The 23,215-nt window shown below is 72.9% G+C and carries 7 protein-coding genes; 5 read left to right on the plus strand and 2 right to left on the minus strand.

The window, feature by feature from the left end:
- Window positions 1-65 precede the first annotated feature (65 nt).
- The 3 genes from VFV67_RS11215 (at window position 66) to VFV67_RS11225 (ending at window position 20,215) form a co-directional block, all read left to right on the plus strand.
- Window positions 66-8,450: an SDR family NAD(P)-dependent oxidoreductase gene (locus VFV67_RS11215; protein ID WP_326469391.1), complete on the plus strand. Its 8,385-nt coding sequence runs from the start codon at window positions 66-68 to the stop codon at window positions 8,448-8,450.
- 5 nt (window positions 8,451-8,455) lie between these two features.
- A complete protein-coding gene (locus tag VFV67_RS11220; protein ID WP_326469394.1) occupies window positions 8,456-19,564 on the plus strand; it encodes an SDR family NAD(P)-dependent oxidoreductase in 11,109 nt (3,702 codons plus the stop codon).
- Between the two features lie 84 nt (window positions 19,565-19,648).
- Window positions 19,649-20,215: an FcoT family thioesterase gene (locus tag VFV67_RS11225; RefSeq protein WP_326469396.1), complete on the plus strand. Its 567-nt coding sequence runs from the start codon at window positions 19,649-19,651 to the stop codon at window positions 20,213-20,215.
- 187 nt (window positions 20,216-20,402) lie between these two features.
- On the opposite strand, the gene VFV67_RS11230 is transcribed toward VFV67_RS11225, so the two are convergent.
- Both VFV67_RS11230 and VFV67_RS11235 read right to left on the minus strand, forming a co-directional pair.
- Window positions 20,403-21,497: a phosphatidylinositol-specific phospholipase C1-like protein gene (locus tag VFV67_RS11230; protein WP_326469398.1), complete on the minus strand. Its 1,095-nt coding sequence runs from the start codon at window positions 21,495-21,497 to the stop codon at window positions 20,403-20,405.
- 227 nt (window positions 21,498-21,724) lie between these two features.
- The gene (locus tag VFV67_RS11235; protein WP_326469400.1) at window positions 21,725-21,997 is read right to left on the minus strand and encodes a phosphopantetheine-binding protein; all 273 of its coding nucleotides are present in this window, start codon (window positions 21,995-21,997) and stop codon (window positions 21,725-21,727) included.
- Window positions 21,998-22,136: 139 nt separating this feature from the next.
- Between VFV67_RS11235 and VFV67_RS11240 the strand changes: the two genes are divergently transcribed.
- The gene (locus VFV67_RS11240) at window positions 22,137-22,895 is read left to right on the plus strand and encodes an EI24 domain-containing protein (protein ID WP_326469401.1); all 759 of its coding nucleotides are present in this window, start codon (window positions 22,137-22,139) and stop codon (window positions 22,893-22,895) included.
- A gap of 11 nt (window positions 22,896-22,906) precedes the next feature.
- Window positions 22,907-23,167, plus strand: a complete 261-nt coding sequence (locus tag VFV67_RS11245; RefSeq protein ID WP_326469402.1) for an amphi-Trp domain-containing protein — start codon at window positions 22,907-22,909, stop codon at window positions 23,165-23,167.
- Window positions 23,168-23,215: the final 48 nt, after the last annotated feature.

The raw sequence follows: 23,215 nt of genomic DNA on the forward strand, positions 1-23,215 counted from the left end.
GGGCATACTGGAATCGTCCAGTCGAGTGCATTTCAGATGCAATAGTGGATGGGCAGTGTCTGACAATGTTGCGTACCGAATTGATCCGGCCACTGCCCGAACTGCTGTTGGCACACGCCGCGCACCTGGGGGACAAGATCGCGTTCGCCGATGACCGGCGCGCGGTGAGCTACGCCGAGCTGCAACGTCGCACCTGGCGAATCGCCGGACACCTTGCCGACCTCGGCCTGTTCCCCGGCGACCGGGTGGCGATCTGCCTCGGCAACCGCGTCGAGTCGGTGGAGAGCAGCCTGGCGATCCTGCGGGCCGGCGGGATCGGGGTGCCGATCAATCCCGAATGGACCGCCGGCGAGCTGGCGCACGTGCTCGACGACAGCGGCGCCGAGATCGTGATCACGGACCCGGCGCACCTCGACCGGATCGGCGGCCTGCTGGCGGATCGGCCACACCTGCGCGTCGAGTCCGTGGAAGCCTTGGCGGGGACCGACCCGGCCAACCCGGCGCAGGACGACCTCCAGCTCGACGACCTTGCCTTCCTCACCTACACACCGGGTACCACCGGCCTGCCGAAGGGCGTGCTGTCCACCCAGCGCAACGCGCTGTGGACGGTCGCGGCCTGCTACGCCCCCGTGCTCGGGCTGTCCGCCGACGACCGAATCCTGTGCCCGCTGCCGTTGTCCGACCACATCGGATACGGCCTCGGCGTGCTCGGCGTGCTCGCGGTCGGTGCCACCGCGCGGATCACCGAGGCTCGCTTGCCGGAGGACCTGCTGGCCGTGCTGGCCGCCGACCGGTGCACGGTCCTGGTCGGGGCGCCGGTGACCTTTGCGGAGCTGGTATCCGCGGCGCCGGGACGCGAGCCGCACCGGCCGCGGCTGGGTCTGGTCGTCGGCGAGGCCGGCACCGACGAGCTGCGACGATCCTTTGTGGACACCTTCGGCGCGCCGCTGCTCGACAGCTACGGTTCGGCGGAGACCTGCGGTCCGGTCACGATGAGCTGGCCGACCGGTGCGCCCGGCGGCCTGCCGGTGCCCGGGTTGAGCGTTCGTCTTGTGGATCCGGAAACCGGGATCGACGTCGGCTCCGGTCGTGCCGGCGAGGTGTGGGTGAGCGGGCCGAACGTGATGGCCGGCGGCTACCACAACCTGGCCGCGGCGACGGCGTCCGTGCTGCGCGACGGCTGGTACCGGACCGGCGATCTGGCCCGCCGCGACGAGTCCGGATACCTCACCGTCACCGGCCGAATCCAGGACCTGATCGTTCGCGACGGGGACAGCACGCACCCGCGGCAGATCGAGGACGTGCTGCGGGACATTCCCGGTGTGCTGGACGCGGCGGTGGTCGGCGGGGCGCCGGACCGGCTGGGCCAGGTGCCGGTGGCGTTCGTGGTGCCGGACGCGGTCGGGCCCGCGCCGGACCGGCTGATCGCGGTGTGCCGGCAGCGGTTGCGGGATTCCCAGCTGCCCCAAGAGATCTATCAGGTCGACGGGTTGCCGCGGGACGGGTGGGGCAGGCTGCGCCGCCGCGGGCTGCTCGACCTGCCGGCCCGGCTGCTCGCCGTGCCGGACCGGTACGAGTCGCTGTTCCGGCTCGACTGGGAAGCCGTCGGCGACGACCAGGGCGACGGCCCGCCGCCCGAGGTGACGGTGCTGGACGTCGCCGCGACCGCGGACGTGCTTCGGGAGGCGGGCGAGCGGCTGCGGTCGTGGCTCGACGAACACCGGTCGGCGTCGTCCCGGCTGGTGGTGCTGACCAGGCGCGGCGTGGCCACCGGACCGGACGACGGCGCACCGGATCCGGTCCACGCGGCGGTGTCCGGGCTGGTGCGGTCGGCGCAGGCCGAGCATCCTGAGCGGCTGACCCTGGTGGATCTGGACCACGAGCCCTCCTCGGCCGGCGCGCTGCCGTTCGCGATCGCGTCCGGCGAACCGCAACTCGCGGTGCGCTCCGGCGTGGTGCTGCGGCCCCGGCTGGTCCGGGTTCCGGCGGCCGGGCGTCCGGTTCCGCGGTTCGACCCGGGCGGGACCGTGGTGGTCGCCGACGCCGGCGGCCACCACGACGACGGGGTTCTGGTCGAGCACCTGGTGACCGCGCACCAGGCCCGGCGCCTGCTGCTGATCCGCCCGGCCGGATGCGCCGGGGAGCCGGCCGCGCTGCGCGCCCGGCTGGCCGGCCTCGGCGCCGACATCTCGGTCGCCGGCTGCGATGCGGCCGATCGGGCCGCGCTGGCGGCCGTGCTCGCCGGCCACCGGATCACGGCGGTGGTGTACCTGGCGCACGGATCGGCCGAACCATCCATTGTGGACGGAATGCGCAACCTGCACGCGCTCACCGCGGACCACGACGTGGTGGCGTTCGTGGTCGCCTCGACGGCGGCCGACGCGCTCGGCGCCGCCGGCCGCGGTGCGCACGGTGCGACCGCCGCGGCCCTGGAGGCGTTGGCCCGGGACCGCGTCGCGCGCGGGCTGCCGGCGGTATCGGTCGCGTGGGCCGGCCCGGACCTGCCCGGCGTGGCCGCGCCGTCCGCCCGCGAGGCGATGGCAATGTTCGATGCCGCCATGGCGACCGGCCAACCCGGGTGCGTCATCCTGCGGCCGTCCGCAGCGGCGCCGGCAGCCACCGGCTCGGCGCTGGCTCCCGTTCTGCTGCAACAGCTTCTCGGCGCATCCGCCAACCGGACCGAGCAGGAGGCCGCGGCGCTCGATGCGATGCACCGGCTGCTGGTCGACGTGCCCGACGCCGAGCGCGAGGCCGTGCTGCTCGACCTGGTGCGCTCCGCGGTGGCGGAGGTGTTGGAAGCCGGAGCACCCGGCGGGTTCGGCGCCGAGCGCGCCTTCCGGGACGCGGGCTTCACCTCGCTGACCGCGGTGGAACTGCGCAACCGGTTGAACCTGGTCACCGGGTTACGCCTGCCGGCGACGGTGGTGTTCGACTACCCGACACCGCGATCGCTGGCCCGGTACCTGCGGTCGGAGCTGATCGGGCCGCCGGCCCAGGAGCCGGAGACCACCGGCCCGGTCATCCCGCCCGCGCCGGCCGGCGCGCCGGATGCCGACCCGATCGCCATCGTGGGGATGGGCTGCCGGTTGCCGGGCGGGGTGGGGTCGCCGGAGGACCTGTGGCGCCTGGTGGACGGCGAGGTGGACGCGATTCGCGACTTCCCTGGTGACCGGGGTTGGGATGTCGACGGGATCTTCGATCCGGATCCCGATCGGGTGGGCAAGTCGTATGCCCGGCATGGCGGGTTCCTTGCCGACGCCGGTGGTTTCGACGCGGAGTTCTTCGGGATCTCGCCGCGTGAGGCGTTGGCGATGGATCCCCAGCAGCGGTTGTTGTTGGAGGTGTCCTGGGAGGCGTTGGAGCATGCCGGGATCGACCCGAGGTCGTTGCGCGGCAGCCGGACCGGCGTGTTCACCGGTCTCGTCGCTCAGCAGTACGGCGAGCGGGCGGACCTGGGATCGGCGGGCGTCGAGGGGCACAAGCTGATCGGGAACCTGTGCAGTGTCGCCTCCGGCCGGGTGGCCTATGTGCTGGGGTTGGAGGGTCCGGCGCTGTCGGTCGACACGGCCTGCTCGGCGTCGTTGGTAGCGCTGCATCTGGCGGTGCAGGCGGTGCGCAGGGGGGAGTGCTCGCTGGCGTTGGCCGGTGGGGTGACGGTGATGGCGACGCCGGACGTGTTCGTGGAGTTCTCCCGGCAGCGGGGGTTGTCGCCGGACGGCCGGTGCAAGCCGTTCGCGGCCGCGGCCGACGGCACGGGTTGGGCCGAGGGCGTCGGGGTGTTGGTGCTCGAGCGGTTGTCCGATGCGCGGCGGTTGGGGCATCGGGTGTTGGCCGTGGTGCGGGGTTCGGCGGTGAACCAGGATGGTGCGTCCAACGGGTTGACCGCGCCGAACGGTCCGTCGCAGCAGCGGGTGATCCGGGCGGCGCTTGCCGACGCCGGGTTGTCCGCCGCCGATGTCGACGTGGTGGAGGCGCACGGCACCGGGACGACGTTGGGGGATCCGATCGAGGCGCAGGCCATCCTGGCCACCTACGGGCAGGACCGGCCGGCCGACCGGCCGCTGTGGCTGGGTTCGATCAAGTCCAACATCGGTCACACGCAGGCGGCGGCCGGGGTGGCCAGTGTGATCAAGATGGTGCAGGCCATGCGGCACCGCATGCTGCCGGCAACCCGGAACGTGGACGCCCCGACCCCGAAGGTGGACTGGTCGGCCGGCGCGGTGGAGTTGCTGACCCAGGCCAGGGACTGGCCGGAGTCGGACCGGCCGCGCCGGGCGGGCGTGTCCTCGTTCGGCGTCAGCGGAACCAACGCCCACCTGATCCTGGAAGAACCACCCCGCGCCGCGGCCGGCATCGTCGACCCCGAAACCGAATCCGTCGAGCTCCCGGTCCTGCCCTGGGTGGTGTCCGCCCGCTCCGAGCCGGCCCTGCGCGCCCAGGCGCACCGGCTCCAGGAGTTCGTCGACGCCAACCCGGAGGTCGCCATTGCCGACGTCGGGTACTCGCTGGCGTCGACCCGGGCGCAGTGGGAACACCGGGCCGTGATCACCGCGGCGGACCGTGAGGGCCTGGTGCGGGGTGTGAAGGCGCTCGCCGTGGGTGAGTCGGTGCCAGGACTGGAACTCGGCGTCACCACCGGTGGCGACGGGGACCGCGTGGTGCTGGTGTTCCCGGGTCAGGGTGGTCAGTGGTTGGGGATGGCGGCGGGGTTGTTGGAGTCGTCGCCGGTGTTCGTGGAGCGGCTCGCCGAGTGTGTGGGGGAGTTGCAGCGGTGGGTGGATTGGCCGGTGTGGCCGGTGTTGCGTGGTGAGGTGGATGGCCCGTTGGTGGAGCGGGTGGATGTGGTGCAGCCGGTGTTGTGGGCGGTGCTGGTGTCGCTGGCTGAGGTGTGGCGTTCGTATGGGGTGGTTCCGGCGGGGGTGGTGGGTCATTCGCAGGGGGAGATCGCCGCGGCGTGTGTGGCGGGTGGGTTGAGCATCGCCGACGGTGCGCGGGTGGTGGCGTTGCGCAGCAAGGCGATCACGAACCTTTCGGGCCTGGGCGGAATGGTGTCGGTGGCGGCGCCGGTCGGGCAGGTCGAGGAGTTGCTCGGTGCCGGGTTGGGTGTGGCGGCGGTCAACGGCCCGTCGACCGTGGTGGTTTCCGGTGGTGGGCCGGAGTTGGACCGGCTGCTCGAAGAATGTGCCCGGCGGGGGATTCGGGCCAAGCGGATCGACGTGGACTATGCCTCGCACTCGGAGCAGGTGGAGCGGATCCGGGCGGAGATTCTGGCCGGGTTGACCGGGATCGAGCCGGTTCGGAGCCAGATCCCGTTCTATTCCACGGTGACCAACGCGGTGCAGGACACCGGCGAGCTGGATGCCGGGTACTGGTATCGCAACCTGCGGTCGACGGTGCGATTCGCCGACACGGTGCGGACCATGCTGGAGGAGGGATTCCAGCATTTCATCGAGGTGGGCCCGCATCCGGTGCTGGCCACCAGCATCCAGGACAGCATCGAGCAGGCCGGGGCGGACGCCTCGGTGGTCGGCACGCTGCGCCGGAACGACGGCGGGCTGGACCGGATGATCGCCTCGGTGGGCCAGGCCTGGTGCCACGGCGTGGCCGTGGACTGGTCCGGGATGTTCACCGACACCGGCGCCCAGCCCGTGCAACTGCCCACCTACGCCTTCCAGCACGAGCCCTTCTGGCTGACCGGCGGTGTCGCGGTCGACGCCGCCGGGCTCGGCCAAACCGCGGTCCGGCATCCTCTGCTGGCCGCGGTGGTGGACCTGCCGGACACCGGGGGCGTGGTGCTGACCGGCCGCCTGTCCCTCGGTACCCAGTCCTGGCTGGCCGATCACGCCGTCGAGGACACGATCCTGGTTCCCGGCACGGCACTGGTGGAACTGGCCATCCATGCCGCCGAGTGGATCGGCTGCGACCTGCTGGAAGAGCTGACCCTGTCCGCGCCGATGCTGCTGCCCCCGGCCGGCGGCCTGGACCTGCAGGTGGTCATCGGCGGCGCGGGAGACGACGGGCGCCGGCCGGTCGGCGTCTACAGCCGCGACCAGATCGCCCCGGCCGAGACCGCCTGGACCCGGCACGCCACCGGAACCCTCGCCCCCGCCGAACAACCCGCGATCCCCGAAGCGATGCTCGCCTGGCCGCCGGCCGATGCCGAGCCGGTCCCCCTCGACGACCTCTACGAAGAACTGGCGGCCGCCGGATACGGCTACGGCCCCGCCTTCCAAGGACTGCGCCGAGTCTGGCGGCACGGCACCGAGATCCTCGCCGAGGCCACCCTGCCCGACTCGGTCGCCGGCGACGCCGCACGCTACGCACTGCACCCGGCGCTGCTCGACACGGCACTGCACGCCCTGCTCGCCGCCGACCGCACCGACCTGCGGGTGCGGCTGCCGTTCAGCTGGACCGGAGTCTCGGTGCACGCCACCGGCGCCACGTCGGTGCGGGTGCGGCTGGCGCCGACCGGCGGGGACGCGGTGTCGGTGCACCTGACCGACCCCATCGGCGCCCCGGTGGCCACCATCACCGCACTGAACACCCGGCCACTGAACCCGAACACGCTGAACCCGGCCCGCAACACGGCCGCCCAGTCGCTGTTCACCGTGCACTGGATCCCGGCCACCGCCGACGAAGCGGCCGACCCCGGCCCGTTCGTGGTGCTCGGCGCGGACACCCTCGGCCTGGCCGCCGAGTCCTATCCGGACCTGACCGCCCTGATCGACTCCGGGGTGCGCCCGGACCTGGTCGTGCACCCCCTGCCCGCCGTCCCGAGCACGGCACCGGCGGTGCACGACCTGACCACCCGCACGCTGGACCTGGTGCAGACCTGGCTGGCCACCGAACAACTCGGCACCGCCCGGCTGTTGCTGGTCACCCGACACGGTGTGGCGACCGGGCCCGACCACGACACCAACCTGGCCCACGCCGCCGTCTGGGGCCTCCTCCGCACCGCCCAAACCGAACACCCACACCGGTTCACCCTGCTCGACCTCGACACGCACCCCACGACCCTGGCCGCCGTCGGCACCGCCCTGCGCGCGACCGAACCACAGCTCGCCCTGCACTCCGGACAACTGCACGTCCCCCGGCTCACCCGCACCGCCATCCCGCCGAGCACCCAACTGTCCACTGTGGATAAAGAGGGAACCGTGCTGCTGACCGGTGGTACCGGGGTGCTCGGTGCCGTGCTGGCCCGGCATCTGGTGACCGGCCACGGGATCCGGCACCTGGTGCTGACCAGTCGCCGGGGCCTGGCCGCCGAGGGCGCCGAGCAGTTGCGCGACGAGTTGACCGCCCTCGGCGCCCACGTCACGATCGCCGCATGCGACGCCGCCGACCGGACGGCCCTTGCGCAGTTGCTTGACGGGCTGCCGGTGCCGCTGACCGGGGTGGTGCACGCCGCCGGTGTGCTCGACGACGCCACGGTCGAGTCGCTGACGCCCGAACAGGTGCACACCGTGCTGCGACCCAAGGTGGACGCGGCGATCAACCTGCACGAGCTGACCCGGCACCTGGAACTGCGGATGTTCGCGCTGTTCTCCTCCGCCGCCGGCATCCTCGGCACGGCCGGGCAGGCCAACTACGCCGCGGCCAACGCCGCGCTGGACGCCCTGGCCCAGCACCGCCGGGCTCACGGGCTGCCGGCCACCGCACTGGCCTGGGGGCTGTGGGCACAGGCCAGCGGGATGACCGGCCACCTGGATGCCACCGACCTGGCCCGGATGAGCCGGGCCGGCGTGCGCCCACTGTCCACACCGGACGGAATGGCGCTGTTCGACGCCACTGTCGGACTGGACCTGGCGCTGCTGGTGCCGATGCGGCTGGACGTCGCCGGACTGCAGGCTCGCGGCACACCCGTGCCGCCGATGCTGCGCGAACTGGTCCGGGTCCGCCGTACGGCCGGATCCGCAGGCGCCGGGGCGTCCGCCGCGCTGCGCGACCGGCTCGCCGCGCTGTCCGCTTCCGATCAGGACCTGCTGCTGCTCGACCTGGTCGGTACGCTCGCCGCCGCCGTCCTCGGGCGCGGCGGCAGCCGGGCGATCGCCGCGGACCGGGCCTTCGCCGACGTCGGCTTCGACTCGTTGACCGGGGTCGAGCTGCGCAACCGCCTCGGCGCCGCGACCGGGCTGCGCCTGCCGGCCACCCTCGTCTTCGACTACCCCACGCCCGATGCGCTGGTCCGGTACCTGCGTACCGGCCTGGTGCCGGGGAACCGGCCGGACCCGCCCGCGGCCGCGGGTGACCGGGAGATCCGGCGGGCACTCGCCACGGTGCCGATCGCCCGGCTGCGGGCGGCCGGCGTCCTGGACACGCTGCTGCGGCTGGCGGGTTCCCGCGATCCGGTGGCGCAGGCCGAAACCACCCCCGACGACACCGACCAGATCGACGTGCTGGACGCGGACGGTCTGGTGCGGCGAGCGCTGAGTAGCCGAGTGAGGCGGTGACCATCATGACGGACAGTTCCCGACGCCGACACGACCGGCCGGACGAGGGCGCCGTCGCGATCATCGGGTTGGCCTGCCGGCTGCCCATGGCGGACGGTCCCGCGGCGTACTGGCGGTTGCTCACCACCGGAACCTGCGCCGTCACCGAGGTTCCCGCGGACCGCTGGGACGTCGAGGCACTGCGCGGCGCGGACATCGCACCGGCGGACCTCGCGAAGATCCGGTACGGCGCGTTCCTGGACGGGGTCGACCGGTTCGACCCCGGCTTCTTCGGGATCTCGCCGCGCGAGGCGCTGGCCATGGATCCACAGCAGCGGTTGATGCTCGAGCTGTCCTGGGAAGCCTTGGAGGACGCCGGAATCGTGCCGGCCGAGCTGGCCGGCAGCCGGACCGCCGTGTTCGTCGGCGCGATCGCCGACGACTACGCGGCGCTGTGGCACCGGCAAGGCGCCGGGGCCATCTCGGCACACACGCTGACCGGGCTGCATCGCAGCCTGATCGCCAACCGGGTCTCCTACACGCTGAGCCTGCACGGTCCCAGCGCGGCGGTCGACTCCGGACAGTCGTCGGCTCTGGTCGCGGTGCACGCCGCGGCCGAGTGCCTGCGGCGCGGCGAGGCCGGTCTCGCCATCGCCGGCGCCGTGAACCTCAACCTGGTGCCGGAGAGCGCCGTGAAGGCCGCCGCGTTCGGTGGGTTGTCCCCGGACGGCCGCTGCTACACGTTCGACGCCCGGGCCAACGGCTACGTGCGCGGCGAGGGCGGGGGAGTGGTGCTGCTCAAGCCGCTGGCCGCGGCCGTCGCGGACGGCGATCCGATCTACTGCGTGATCCGGGGCAGCGCGGTGAACAACGACGGCGCGACCGAGGGTCTGACCGTGCCGAGCGCGGCGGCGCAACGAGAGGTGCTCCGGCTGGCCTATCACCGGGCCGGGGTGCGGACCGCCGACGTGCAGTACGTGGAGCTGCACGGATCCGGAACCAGTGTGGGCGACCCGATCGAGGCGAGCGCGCTCGGCGGCGAACTCGGCGCCGGCCGCGCACCGGACTCGCCCCTGCTGGTCGGTTCGGCCAAGACCAATGTCGGCCACCTCGAGGGTGCCGCCGGCATCGCCGGCCTGATCAAGGCGGCGCTGTGCATCCGCCACCGCACCATCCCGCCGAGCCTGAACTTCCAGACACCCAACCCGGAGATTCCGCTCGACGAACTGGGACTGCGGGTGCAGGACCGGCTCGGGCCATGGCCGCGCGACCGGGAGCCGCTGCTGGCCGGGGTCAGCTCGTTCGGGATGGGCGGGACCAACTGCCACATCGTCCTCGCCGAGGGCCCGCGTGCCGACAGTATCGTCCACAGTGGACAGATCGGCAGCACCGTGCCGATGCCGTTCGTCCTGTCCGGCCGGACCGCCGTCGCCGTGCGCGCCCAGGCCGCGCGGCTGCGCGACCACCTGGTGGCCGATCCGGACCTGGCGATCGCGGACGTGGCGACCTCGCTGGCGACCACCCGCAGCGTGTTCGAGCACCGCGCGGTGCTGCCGGCCGCGGACCGGGCGGAGTTGCTGGCCGGGCTCGGTGCGCTCGCCGACGGTGCGGCCGGTCCCGGCCCCGTCCTCGGCACGGTCCGGGACGGCAAGCTCGCGCTGCTGTTCAGCGGCCAGGGCAGCCAACGGATCGGCATGGGCCGCGAGCTTTACCAGGCATTCGGGGCGTTCGCGGCGGCGCTGGACGAGGTGTGCGCCCACCTCGACCCGCACCTGGAGCATCCGGTGCGCGAGGTGATGTTCGCCGATGACGGTGCCGGCATTCTGGATCAGACCGCGTACACCCAGGTTGCCCTGTTCGCCGTCGAGGTCGCGCTGTACCGGTTCGTGCGCGGGCTCGGCCTCGCACCGGACTACCTGATCGGCCACTCCATCGGCGAACTGGCCGCGGCGCACGCCGCCGGGGTGCTGTCGCTGCCGGACGCGGGTGCCCTGGTGGCCGCGCGCGGCCGGTTGATGCAGGCCGCGCGGTCCGGCGGTGCGATGGTCGCCATCGGGGCCGGCGAGGTCGAGGTGCACAAGTCGCTGGCCGGCCACGCCGACCGGGTCGCGATCGCGGCGGTCAACGGGCCGGCGTCCACCGTGGTCTCCGGCGACGAGGACGCCGTGCTTGCGGTCGCCGCGCACTGGCAGGCGCTCGGGCACCGGACCAAGCGGCTGCGGGTCAGCCACGCGTTCCACTCGCCGCACATGGACGACGTGCTGGCCGACTTCCGGGCCGTGGCCGGCACGCTCACCTTCCACGCCCCGGACCTCCCGGTGATCTCCAACGTCACCGGCGAGCCGGCCCACGCCGCGCAGTTGGCCTCGCCCGACTACTGGGCCCGGCACATTCGCGCCACCGTGCGGTTCCACGACGGCATCCGCCGCCTGCGTGAGCTCGGCGTCACCCGGTTCGTCGAGCTCGGCCCGGACGGGGTGCTCACCGCCATGGCCCGGGAATGCCTCGACGACCCGGGTGTGACCGTGCACGCCTCGGTGCTGCGCAAGGACCGTCCGGAGGTCCGCACGCTGATCGCGGCGCTGGCCCGGGCACACTGCGACGGTGCCGCCGTGGACTGGGCGCGGGTCATCGGTGAGCACGGCGGGCGGCGCGTGACCCTGCCGACCTACCCGTTCCAGCGCACACGGTACTGGCCGGATGCCGGGCGACCCGCGACCGCGCCGGCCACTGTGGACAGTGCGGTGGTCAGGGCGGTGGCCGAGGCCCCGACCGAGCGTCCGACCCCCGCCTCGATGCTGGAGCTGACCAGGATCAGCGTCGCCACCGTGCTCGGCCATGCCACCTCGGCGACCGTGGACGCCGGCAAGACGTTCAAGGACCTGGGATTCGACTCGCTGACCCTGGTCGAGTTGCGCGACCGGCTCACCGAGGCGACCGGCCTGCCGCTGCCCTCGGCCGCGCTCTACAGCCATCCGACCCCGGCCGCCCTTGCCGACCATCTGACCGGGTTGGCCGGCGAGCCGGCGCCGGCAACGGTGACCGTGCGGGAGTCGAACCGTTCCCACGACGAGCCGATCGCGATCGTCGGCATGGCCTGCCGCTATCCGGGCGGGGTGGCGTCACCGGAGGACCTGTGGCGCCTGGTGTCGTCCGGCTCCGACGCGATCGGCGGGCTGCCGACCAACCGGGGTTGGGACGTCGAGGGGCTCTACGACCCGGATCCGGCCCAGCCCGGCAAGTCCTACGTGCGGACCGGAGGTTTCCTTTACCAGGCCGACGAGTTCGACCCGGAGTTCTTCGGCATCAGCCCGCGCGAGGCCGCCGCCATGGACCCGCAGCAGCGGCTGCTGCTCGAGGTGGCGTGGGAGGCGTTCGAACGGGCCGGCATCGCCCCCGGTTCGGTGCGTGGCCAGCGGGGCGGGGTGTTCGTCGGTGCCACCGCGCTGGACTACGGGCCGCGGCTGCACCAGCCGGCCGAGGGACTCGACGGGCACCTGCTGACCGGCACCACGCCGAGCGTGATGTCCGGCCGAATCGCGTATGCCTTCGGGCTGGAGGGGCCGGCCGTCACCGTGGACACGGCCTGCTCGTCGTCGCTGGTGGCGCTGCACCTCGCGGCGCAGGCGTTGCGGAACGGCGAGTGCACGCTGGCCCTTGCCGGCGGGGTGACGGTGATGTCCACGCCCGGCATGTTCCTGGAGTTCAGCAGGCAGCGCGGGCTGTCGCCGGACGGCCGGTGCAAGGCGTTCGCCGACGCGGCCAACGGCACGGCCTGGGCCGAGGGCGCTGGCCTGGTGCTGCTGGAACGGCTGTCCGACGCGGTGGCGGGCGGCCACCCGGTGCTCGCGGTCGTGTGCGGTTCCGCGGTCAACTCCGACGGTGCGAGCAACGGGCTCACCGCACCGAACGGCCGCTCGCAGGAGCGGGTCATCCGGGCGGCGCTGCACAGTGCCGGGCTGTCCGCGGCGGACGTCGACGCCGTCGAGGCGCACGGCACCGGCACCGCGCTCGGCGATCCGATCGAGGCTGAGGCGATCCTGGCCAGCTATGGGCAGGACCGGCCCGCCGACCGGCCACTGTGGCTCGGATCGCTGAAGTCGAACATCGGCCACAGCCAGGCCGCGGCCGGGATCGGCGGCGTCATCAAGATGGTCACCGCCATGCGCAACGGCCTGCTGCCGCGCACCCTGCACGTGGACCGGCCGACCGAGCACGTGGACTGGTCGCGGGGCAACGTGGCGCTGCTGACCGAGCCGGTCGACTGGCGGCGCACCGACGGCCGGCCGCGCCGGGCGGGGGTGTCCTCGTTCGGCATCAGCGGCACGAACGCGCACGTCATTCTGGCCGAGCCGGACGCCGTTCCGGAGGACGACACCATCTCCACGCACGGCAGTGCGGGCGTGCTGCCCTGGGTGCTCTCGGCCGCGACCGCCGATGCCCTGCGCGCCCAGGCGCACCGGCTGCACGAGCACCTGACCACCGGGCAGGGCGAGCCGGATCCGGCCGACGTCGGGTACTCGCTGGCCACCTGCCGGTCCGCGCTGGCCGAGCGCGCGGTCATCCTCGGCGAGGACCGGACCGACCTGATCCGGGGACTCGCCGCGCTCGCCTGCGGCGACCCGGACGCGCCCGGCGTGGTCCGCGGCAGCGCGGGCGGCTCCGGTCGCGTCGCGTTCCTGTTCACCGGGCAGGGCAGCCAGCGGCTCGGCATGAGCGCCGAACTGTACAAGGCGGACCCGGTGTACGCCGCGGCGCTGGACGCCGTGATGTCCCATGTGGACGATCAGCTGGACTGGCCGCTGTCGGACGTCCTGTTCGCGCCTGCGGACTCCCGGCTCGCCGACCTGCTCGACCGGACGGAGTTCGCCCAGGTGGCGTTGTTCGCCGTCGAGGTGGCGCTGTTCCGGCTGCTCGAGCACCACGGCGTGCGGCCGGACCTCCTGCTCGGCCACTCCGTCGGCGAGTTGGCCGCGGCTCAGGTCGCCGGCGTGCTGTCCCTCGAGGACGCCTGCGCGCTGGTCGTCGCCCGTGGCCGGGTGATGCAGGCGGCGCCGGAGGGCGGCGCCATGATCGCCATCCAGGCCGGCGAGGACGAGGTGCTGGAGTCGTTGCGCGGTGCGGAGGGCCGGGTCGCCATCGCCGCGCTCAACGGTCCGCGGGCGACGGTCATCTCCGGTGACGCGGCGGACGCCGAGCGGATCGCCTGCGCCTGGCGGGAGCGGGGGCGCAAGACCAAGCGGCTGCGGGTCAGCCACGCTTTCCACTCCCCGCACATGGACCGGGCCGCGGAGCAGTTCCACGCGGTGGCCGCCGGGGTGACCTACCATCCGCCGCGCATCCCGATCGTGTCCAACCTCACCGGCGACCTGATCACCGGTGCGGAGCCGATCTCGCCGGACTACCTGGCCCAGCACATCCGCCGGCCGGTCCGGTTCCTCGACGGGGTCCGCCTCCTCGCGGAGCACGGGGTGCGCACCTTCCTCGAACTCGGCCCGGACGGTGTGCTCACCGCCATGGCCCAGGACTGCCTGGCCGGGACCGATCAGGTGCTGGTCCCCCTGCTGCGCGGCGACCGCTCGGACGCCCACTCGGTGGCCACCGCCCTGGCCCACGCCTTCACCCGCGGCTTCGATCCACAGTGGACCGAGTACTTCCCCGGTGCCGTCCGGGTCGAGCTGCCCACCTATGCGTTCCAGCGCCGCCGCTTCTGGCTGGACGGCACGGCGGCCGGCGGGGACGCGTCCGGTCTCGGCCTGGGCAGCGCCAACCACCCGCTGCTCGGCGCCGCGGTCAGCCTCGCCGGTGACGACGGGATGTTGTTCACCGGCCTGCTGTCCCGGCACGCGTATCCGTGGCTCGCCGACCACGCGATCGCCGGCACCGTCCTGCTGCCCGGCACCGCACTGGTCGACATGGCCGTCCTGGCCGGCGACCAGGTCGGTCTGGACCGGGTGGCCGAGCTGACCCTGGAAGCGCCGGTGATCCTGCCCGAGCACGGCGCGGTGCAGGTGCAGCTGGTCGTGGCTGGGCCGGACGCGGCGGGCGACCGCGTCCTGTCCGTCTACTCGCGACCCGATGACGACGAGGCCGCGCAGGGCTGGACCAGGAACGCCACCGGGCTGCTCACCGAGAGCGAGCCGGGAACCGGGGCGGAGCTTCGGGAATGGCCGCCGCCCGGCGCGTCGCCGATCGACCTCGACGGCGGCTATGAGCGGCTGGCCGGCCTCGGCTACGACTACGGGCCGGGGTTCCGCGGGCTGCGGGCGGCCTGGCGGCGCGGCGCGGACATCTACGCGGAGGTCACGCTGCCCGGCGATCCGGACGGCGCCGAGGTGAGCCGGTTCGGCATCCATCCGGCGTTGCTGGACGCGGCGCAGCACCCGCTGCTGCTCGACGCCGGCCTCGGCGGGGACGTCGACGGCGGTATCGCGCTGCCGTTCGCCTGGACCGGGATCTCGTTGTACGCCACGGGTGCCACCGAGCTGCGGGTGCGCTGGTCGCCGGCCGGGCACACCGGGGTGGCCATGACCGTCGCCGACGGCACCGGCCGTCCGGTCGCGTCGATCGACTCGTTGGCGCTGCGGTCGATCGGCCCCGACCAGCTTGCCGCGGCCGCGCGGCCGGACGACTCGTTGTACCGGGTGGACTGGGTGCCGGTGCAGACCGCCGCGGCAGCCGGCCGGCTGGCCTGCGTCGGCGCGGATGTCCACGCTGTCGCGGCGGCACTGGATCTCGACCGGTACGCCGACCTGGCCGCGCTCGGCGCGGCGGTCGAGACCACCGGGCAGGTGCCGGACGTGGTCATCGCGCCGGTCTCGGGTCCGGCACAGCTCGCCGGTGGCTCCGTGGATGTCCCCGCGGCGACGCATGCGCTGGCGCACCGGGTGCTCGACCTGGTTCAGCGCTGGCTCGCCGACGACCGGTTCGCCGCCGCCCGCCTGGTGGTGCTGACCAGCGGCGCGGTCGCGGCGCACACCGACGAGCAGGACGTGCCCGACCTCGCGGCCGACTCGATCTGGGGATTGGTGCGCAGCGCCCAGGAGAGCGTGCCGGACGTCGCGGGCGGATCGCTGTGGGGCCTGGTGCGCACCGCCCAGTCGGAGCATCCCGACCGGTTGACGCTGATCGACGTCGACCCGCGGGCGTCCTCGCTCGCCGCCCTGCCGGCCGCCGTGGCCACCGGCGAGCCGCAGCTCGCGCTGCGCGGCGGAACCGCGCACGCGCCGCGGCTGCGCCGGATGTCCGTGGCCACCGGTGCGTCCGGCGGCCCGTTCGATCCGGCGGGCACGGTGCTGGTCACCGGTGCGACCGGCGCGCTCGGCGCGCTGCTCGCCCGCCATCTGGTCACCGAGCACGGCGTGCGCCACCTGATGCTGACCAGCCGGCAGGGCATGGCCGCCACCGGCGCCGGCGAGCTGGTCGCCGAGCTGACCGGCCTCGGGGCGCGGGTGCGCGTGGCCGCCTGCGACGTGGCCGACCGGGCCGCGCTCGCCGGCCTGCTCGACACCGTGCCGGCCGACCATCCGCTCACCGCGGTGGTGCACACCGCGGGCGTGCTCGACGACGCGACCATCGAATCGCTGACCCCGCAACAGCTCGACACGGTGTTGCGGCCCAAGGTGGACGGCGCGTGGAACCTGCACGAGCTCACCAGGGATCTGCCGCTGTCGGCGTTCGTGCTGTTCTCCTCGATCGTCGGCACCGCCGGCATGGCGGGCCAGGCGAACTACGCCGCGGGCAACGCGTTCCTGGACGCCCTCGCCCACCACCGGCGCGCCCTGGCCCTGCCGGCAACCTCCCTCGCGTGGAGCCTGTGGGCCCAGTCCGGCGGCATGGCCGGCGGCCTGGACGAGGCGAACCTGGCGCGCTGGAACCGCAGCGGCCTGGCCCGGCTGCGCCAGGATCAGGGCCTTGCCCTGTTCGACACCGCGTTGACCGTCGACCAGCCGGTGGTCGTGCCGGCCCGCCTCGACCTCGCCGCGCTGCGCACCCAGGCCGCCTCCGGGCTGCTGCCGGCGATCTTCCGCGGTCTGGTCAAGGTGTCCAGCCGGCGCACCGTGGCGGCGGGTGCCGCGGCGTCCGCGCCGGCCTGGGCGGTGCGCACGGCGAACCTGCCGCCGGACGAGCGCGACCGCGCCGTGCGGGAGTTGGTGCACACCGCCGTGGCCACCGTGCTCGGCCACGGCACCCCGGCGACCATCGACGCCGACCGGGCGTTCACCGCGCTGGGTCTGGACTCGCTGACCGGGGTCGAGCTGCGCAACCGGTTGAACGGGGCCACCGGCCTGCGCCTGCCGGCCACCGTGGCGTTCGACCATCCGTCACCCGGTGCGCTGGCCGACCACCTGCTGGCCGAGCTGATCGCGCTGGCCGGCGGGACCGCCGCGGCCGGCGCCCCGGTCGTCGAGACCGAGCCGGCACCGCCGGCAGCCATCGATCCGGCCGCGGACCACCCGCTGCTCGGTCCGGCGGAGTCGGCCGACGGCGACATCGTGTTCACCAGCCGGTTGGCGCTGCGTACCCATCCCTGGCTGGCCGACCACCTGATCAACGACACCGTGCTGCTTGCCGGGGCCGCCTACGCCGAGCTGGCCGTGCACGCCGGCGCCCGGCTCGGCTGCGGGTACCTCGCCGAGCTCACCATGGAGGCGCCGCTGGCCGTGCCCGAGCACACCGCCGTCCAGCTGCAGTTGATCATCGGTGCGCCGGCCGAGTCCGCCCGGCGCCCGGTCACCATCCACTCGCGACCGGACAACGCCGCCGGGGTGGCCGGCGACCCGCCGTGGACCCTGCACGCCACCGGGGTGGTGGCGCCGGAGCCGGAGCCGGCCGGGGCACCCGCCGGGCTCGGGACCTGGCCACCGGCCGGAGCGAGCGCCATCGACCTGGCCGACGCCTACCCGCGGCTGTCCGAGCAGGGGTACGGCTACGGGCCGGTCTTCCAGGGCCTGCGCCAGGCCTGGCGGTTCGGCGAGGACGTCTACGCCGAGGTGGCGCAGCCGCCCGATGCCGACACCGCCGGGTTCGGCCTGCATCCGGCCGTGCTGGACGCCGCGTTGCACCCCGAGCTGCTGCGCGTGCTCGACGACGACAAGTACACCGGCCGGCTGCGTCTTCCCTTCTCCTGGAAGGGAATGCGACTGCACGCCTGCGGCGGGTCCGAACTGCGGGTGCACCTGGCCCGGATCGGCCCGCACGCGGTGCGGGTGGCCATCACCGACCCGGGTGGTTTCCCCGTCGCCACGGTCGAGTCCGTCACGTTGCGGCCGATCTCCACCGAACAGCTTGCCGACGCCCGGGCCACGCACGACGAGTCGCTGTTCGGCTTGAACTGGGTGGACGTCCCGGCCGGCACCGTTCGAGCCGCGACGCCGGACCGGTGGGCCGTGGTGGGATCGGCCGCCGTCACGCGGGAAACCCTGACCGTCAAGGGCGTCCGGGTGGACAGCTACCCGGATCTGCGCGCGCTGTCCGATGCGATCACCTGGAGCAACGCGGTGCCCCAGGTCGTGCTGCTGGCCTGCCCGCCGGGTCGCGGGGAGGTGGTGGCCGGTACCCGGGAGACCCTGGCCCGGGTGCTGGCCGAGGTGCAGGCGTTCGTCGCCGACGCTCGGCTCGCCTCGGCGCGGCTGGTCGTGGTGACCACCGGCGCGGTGGTCGCGGACGAGGACGACCAGCTCGACCTGACCCAGGTTCCGGTGTGGGGCCTGCTTCGCTCGGCCCAGTCGGAGAACCCGGACCGGTTCGTGCTCATCGACCTGGACGGCTGGGACGTGTCCCGGCGGGCCGTCCCGGCGGCCGTGGCCAGCGGTGAGCCGCAGCTCGCGGTGCGCGAAGGCCGGCTCAAGACGCCGAGGCTGGTGCGCACCGAGATTCCCGGGACCGACGACGGAACCGCTGCCGACCTGCTGCGCCCGGACGGCACGGTGCTGGTCACCGGAGCCACCGGCGCGCTCGGCCGGCTGCTCAGCCGGCATCTGGTCACCCGGTACGGCGCCCGGCACCTGCTGCTGGTCAGCCGGCGCGGGGCGCACGCCGAGGGTGCGCAGGAACTGGCCGCGGACCTGACCGCGCGCGGCGCCCGGGTCCGGTTCGCCGCCTGTGACGTCGCCGACCGGGACGCCGTGCTGCGGCTGCTCGCCTCGATTCCCGCGGCGCACCCGCTGACCGGGGTGGTGCACGCCGCCGGTGTGCTCGACGACGGAATCATCGAATCCCTCACCCCGCTGCGGCTGGACACCGTGCTGCGGCCCAAGGTGGACGCGGCGTGGCACCTGCACGAGCTCACCAGCGGGCTCGAGCTGTCCATGTTCCTGCTGTACTCCTCGGCCGCCGGGGCGCTCGGCACGGCCGGACAGGGCAACTTCGCCGCGGCCAACGCGTTCCTGCCCGCTCTGGTCGCCTACCGGCGCGCCCGCGGCCTGCCGGCGACGTCCCTCACCTTCGGCCGGTGGCGGGACGCCCGCGCGGTGTCCGGCCGGCCCGGTGAGCTCGATTCGGCCAGGGCGAACCAGAGCGGGATCGGTGCCATCTCCGCCGAGCGTGGCTTCGCCCTGTTCGACGCCGCGGTGAAGGCGAACATGTCGTTCGTGGCACCGGGCCGGTTGGACACCGCCGCGCTGCGGGTGCTGGCCGCATCGGGCATGGTCCCGTCGATCTTCCGTGGTCTGGTGCGCAGCCCGGCCCGTCCGGAACCGGCGGCCGCCACCCTGCCGTGGGCCAGACGACTCGCCGGTCTGCCCGAAGCCGAGCAGCGCCGCCGGCTGCTGGAACTGGTCCGCCTGCACGTCGGCGCGGTGCTTGGCCACATCACGCCGGAGACGGTCGGGCCCGACGACGACTTCACCGAGCTCGGCTTCGACTCGCTGGCCGGCGTGGAGCTGCGGAACCGGCTCGACGCGACCACCGGGCTGCGGCTGCCGGCCACGCTGGTGTTCGACTATCCGACCCCGGGTGCGCTGGCGGCGCATCTGTTGACCTGCCTGGGCCCGGACGCGGTCACTGACGACGATCTGGACGGTCGCGCGGAGGAGATCCGCCGGGCGCTGGCCTCCGTGCCGTTGCGCCGGCTCAAGGCGGCCGGCCTGCTCGACGAGCTGCTGCGGCTGGCCCGGACCACGGATTCCCGTTAGTTACCAGGGGATGGCGGGCGGAGCAATATTCTCGAGGGGACGATGACGGGCAATCCAGCGACATGCTCCAGAGAGGCTGGGGAAATGACCGGATCCATCCTGCGGCTGACCGACACCGCGGCGCGGTCGCAAGTCGACGACGATCGGCAACTGCTGGCCAAAGTCCTGCGCCCGTACCGGGATCCGTACCACTACCTGACCTGGGCCACGGTGACCACGCGCAACGGGATGGCGGTCGGGCGGGGCGAGTTCCGGATCCAGGAGAGGTCTACTGTGGACACCGGAATGCTCGGTGGGGCGGAGTTCGGCATCTGCTACGAGCAGCTCGTTCGCTTCCTGATCGCCAGTTCCATCAAGGAGCGGTCGGTACCCGAGCTCGAAGGCTGGGCCACCGGTGACTACTGGGCCGGCCAGGTGCCGGACCTGCACGTGGTGCGGCTGAACAGCGCGTTCCGGTCGCCGGTCGACTCGTCGGCGTTCTTCGGTGAGGTCGCCCTCGCCTCGTTCACCGAGAGCACGGTGCGCCGGCCGATCCTGCTCATCGACACCACGTGCCGATTCTGGGACGGGGAAAGCGGTCGGGCCGACGGCGAGGTGCTGCTGGCCCTGCTCGACCCGCCCGACCCCCGGTCCGCGCGGGCGGCCGCCTGAGTTCTCGACCAGGCGCGCACCCGGCTGCCCACAGCCAACGGGCGGCCGGGTGCACGTCTGTCTGTCCACAGTAGAACTCTCCATGGCTCCGAACACCCTTGCCCGGAAAGAACACACATGCGTGGAAGGCGCCGGTCTCCTGGTGGGGAGACCGGCGCCGCCGGTGGGGGAGAGAACTACCGGGTTGTCACGACGTCTTCCGGATCGGTTCGAGTAGCCTGCTGTCACAACCCGGCCTCGAGGTGAGTGGGTTGCAGCGGGCGATCGTTCCGCCGGGAATGGCGACGTAGTAGAGACTGCCGAATCGGGCGGCCATACCGGGAGCCGGGTAGTCGGTGCTCACCCACTGTGCTCCGGTCGCGAACGCGATGTCCCGGTCGGTGGTGTCGTTGTTCCTGGCCTGCACGGTGTTCGCGTCCGCCCTGGTGCGCACCATGTACCCGCTGCGGACCAGGTTGGTGATCTCCGCGACGCCACCGGCGTCCCAGGTGTACCGCTTCATGAACGCCGCGTCCGGCTGACCCGGGAAGCTGTTGGTGAACAGCAGCCGTCCTTCCAGGCTCGGGTTTCCCTGGATGTAGGCGTCGCGGTACTTGCCGCCCTGGTCCATCATGAGCAGGATCTTGCCGCGGGTCTGGTCGACCAGCGGCCAGCCGTAGGTCTGCAGCGACTTCTCGAGCGTCATGCCGGGCCGGCGCACACTGTCCGGGGTCACCAGCCGATTGCGCGGGAACACGCTGAGGATCTCCTGCTCAAGGGCCAGCATCCGGCTCCGGGTCCACTCCAGCGGGATGACGGTGCCCGGGACCGGGTTGGGGTCGCCGGGCCGGGTCAGCGGCTCGTCGGAGAACTCGAGCATGATGGCGATCGTGATGTGCCACGGGTTGCGGTCCGACCAGGCCTTCACCTCGCGCAGGCACGCGATCAGCGTGAGGCACCGGGTGTAGTAGTCGATGTCCTGGGCGTGCAGCACCTTCGTCCCGGGAAGCTGCATGGCCTGCTCGTACGGCCCGAGGCCGGCCAGTTGGCGCAGCAGCGGGTTGGCGTACAGGCCGCCGTTCGGGTCGGCGTACACGTCGAACTCGAGCTGGCGCACCTTCTGCGACCCGAGCTGCTCGGTGATCTTGGATGCGGTGTACTCCAGCTCCATCTCGGTCTCCGGCGACGCCGCCTGGCGGATCACCTTCTCCTCCGGCGTCACCTCGAGGTGGAAGCTGTTGTGCGAGCCGACCACCTGAATCTGGTTGAGCCGCACCATGCTCAGCTGTTTGGCGGCGCTCATTTCGGGTAATCGCGCGTTCGCTTCCGCTGGGATCAGCACCAGAAGACTGAGCACCAGTGCGGACGCGACCGCCTTCCCGCGCCGATCGGGACGTCCAAGCATTTACCACCTCCGCGAGATCGGACCGCCCATTTCCAGCGGTAACGTGCTCACAGTCTTGGCCCCGCCGACCATTACCCCGTAACCCTTCATCAACTCGCCAAGGGTGCGTGCGCGACGACCGACGGTCAGCTTGCCGCGCGCCAGTAGGGGTGGGTCCGGGCCAGCGTCCGGAGCCGTCCACACCAGCCGTCGATCGTCGGCTCCGCGGCCAGTTCGGCGAACGTCACCGGCAATCCCCGCATCCGCAAGGCGTTGACCAGTCTCATCAGGTCCACCGACCCGACGCCGAGCCGCACGAGGTCCTCCCGCCCGGAGATCGCTCCCGGCTCCACACCGACGATCCTGGCCACCTCCCGCACCAGCGCGGCCCGACTCACCCCGTCCTCCGGCACGTCCACGGTGATCACCTCTGGTAGGTCGGGATGCGCGTCACCGCGATGCTCCCGGCCGTCCCTATACCGCCGCCCTAGCCACGCGAAATTCCGCCACGCCCGCAGGCTGACGGGCTGACGCATCGCGCACTGGTAGAAGTAGTCCGTGCGTGATTTCGTGACCGGCATTCGACTGTTCGGACGAGGTGCGGGCCTGCTGGTGCGCTCCCCGCGCCTGCTGCTGATCGGCGTGGCACCCGCCCTGCTGACCGCGCTGCTGCTGCTCGGCGGGATGATCGCACTGGTGTACTGGATCGACGAGTTGGCGGCGCTGGCCACGCCGTTCGCCGACGGCTGGTCGCCGGGCTGGCGGACAACGGTTCGCGGCGCCGTCGGCGTCGCCCTGTTCGGTGGCGTGCTGGCCATCGCTTTGATCAGCTTCACCGCGCTGACCGTGGCCATCGGCGGTCCCTTCTACGAACACATCGCCGAGAAGGTGGAGGACGACCTCGGCGCCGCCCCCAGCGAGGCCCAACTGCCCTGGTGGCGGCTGCTTGGCTGGGGCCTGCGCGACGGGCTGCTCCTGGTCCTGCGGTCCTTGATGTTCACCATCCCGTTGCTGCTCGCCGGATTCATCCCGGTGCTCGGCCAGACCGTCGTACCGGTCCTGCTGGTCCTGGTCACCGCGTGGTTCCTCGCCCTGGAACTGGTCGCGGTCTCGTTCTACCGCCGGGGCCGCAACCTCAAGCAACGCCGGGAACTGCTGAGCACCCGACGTGCCCTTGCCGTCGGCCTCGGCACACCCACGACCCTGCTGAGCGCCATCCCGTTCGCCGCCATCATCGTCATGCCCGTAGCCTTCGTCGGCGGCGTGCTCGTCGCCCAGGAAACCCTGCGCACCACCACCCGCCCCGCCCGCGACTGACTGGAGGTCCTGTGTCCAAAGCAGAACGAGACATCGAGCGGTTCTACTCCACGGAAGCGGTGGTGGCGAAGCTGCGGCGGCTTGCCGACGCGCTTGAGTCGGAGACCGCCTTCCGGATCCAGATCGCGGGTGAGCGCATCCGGGTGCCGGCTCGGGCGCAGTTCTCCGTCGAGCACGAGCGCGGCGACGGCGAGGAGGAGATCGAGTTCCAGCTCAAGTGGCGGCTGGACGACCAGATCGGCTCCGGCGAGGACGAGGAACCGGTGGTCTGACCCGATCCGGTGGGGGAGCGGCGCGGCGGAGTTCCGGCCGCGCCGCCC

Origin of the sequence: Actinophytocola sp., assembly GCF_035762905.1 — a bacterium.
In the GTDB taxonomy this organism is placed as follows: Bacteria; Actinomycetota; Actinomycetes; order Mycobacteriales; family Pseudonocardiaceae; genus DASYTH01.

What these genes read in the sequence shown, in the direction of transcription:
- VFV67_RS11215 (WP_326469391.1), top strand. Translation starts at nt 66, where the DNA reads ATGTTGCGTACCGAATTGATCCGGCCACTGCCCGAACTGCTGTTGGCA.
- VFV67_RS11225 (WP_326469396.1), top strand. Translation starts at nt 19,649, where the DNA reads ATGACCGGATCCATCCTGCGGCTGACCGACACCGCGGCGCGGTCGCAA.
- VFV67_RS11220 (WP_326469394.1), top strand. Translation starts at nt 8,456, where the DNA reads ATGACGGACAGTTCCCGACGCCGACACGACCGGCCGGACGAGGGCGCC.
- VFV67_RS11230 (WP_326469398.1), bottom strand. Translation starts at nt 21,497, where the DNA reads ATGAGCGCCGCCAAACAGCTGAGCATGGTGCGGCTCAACCAGATTCAG.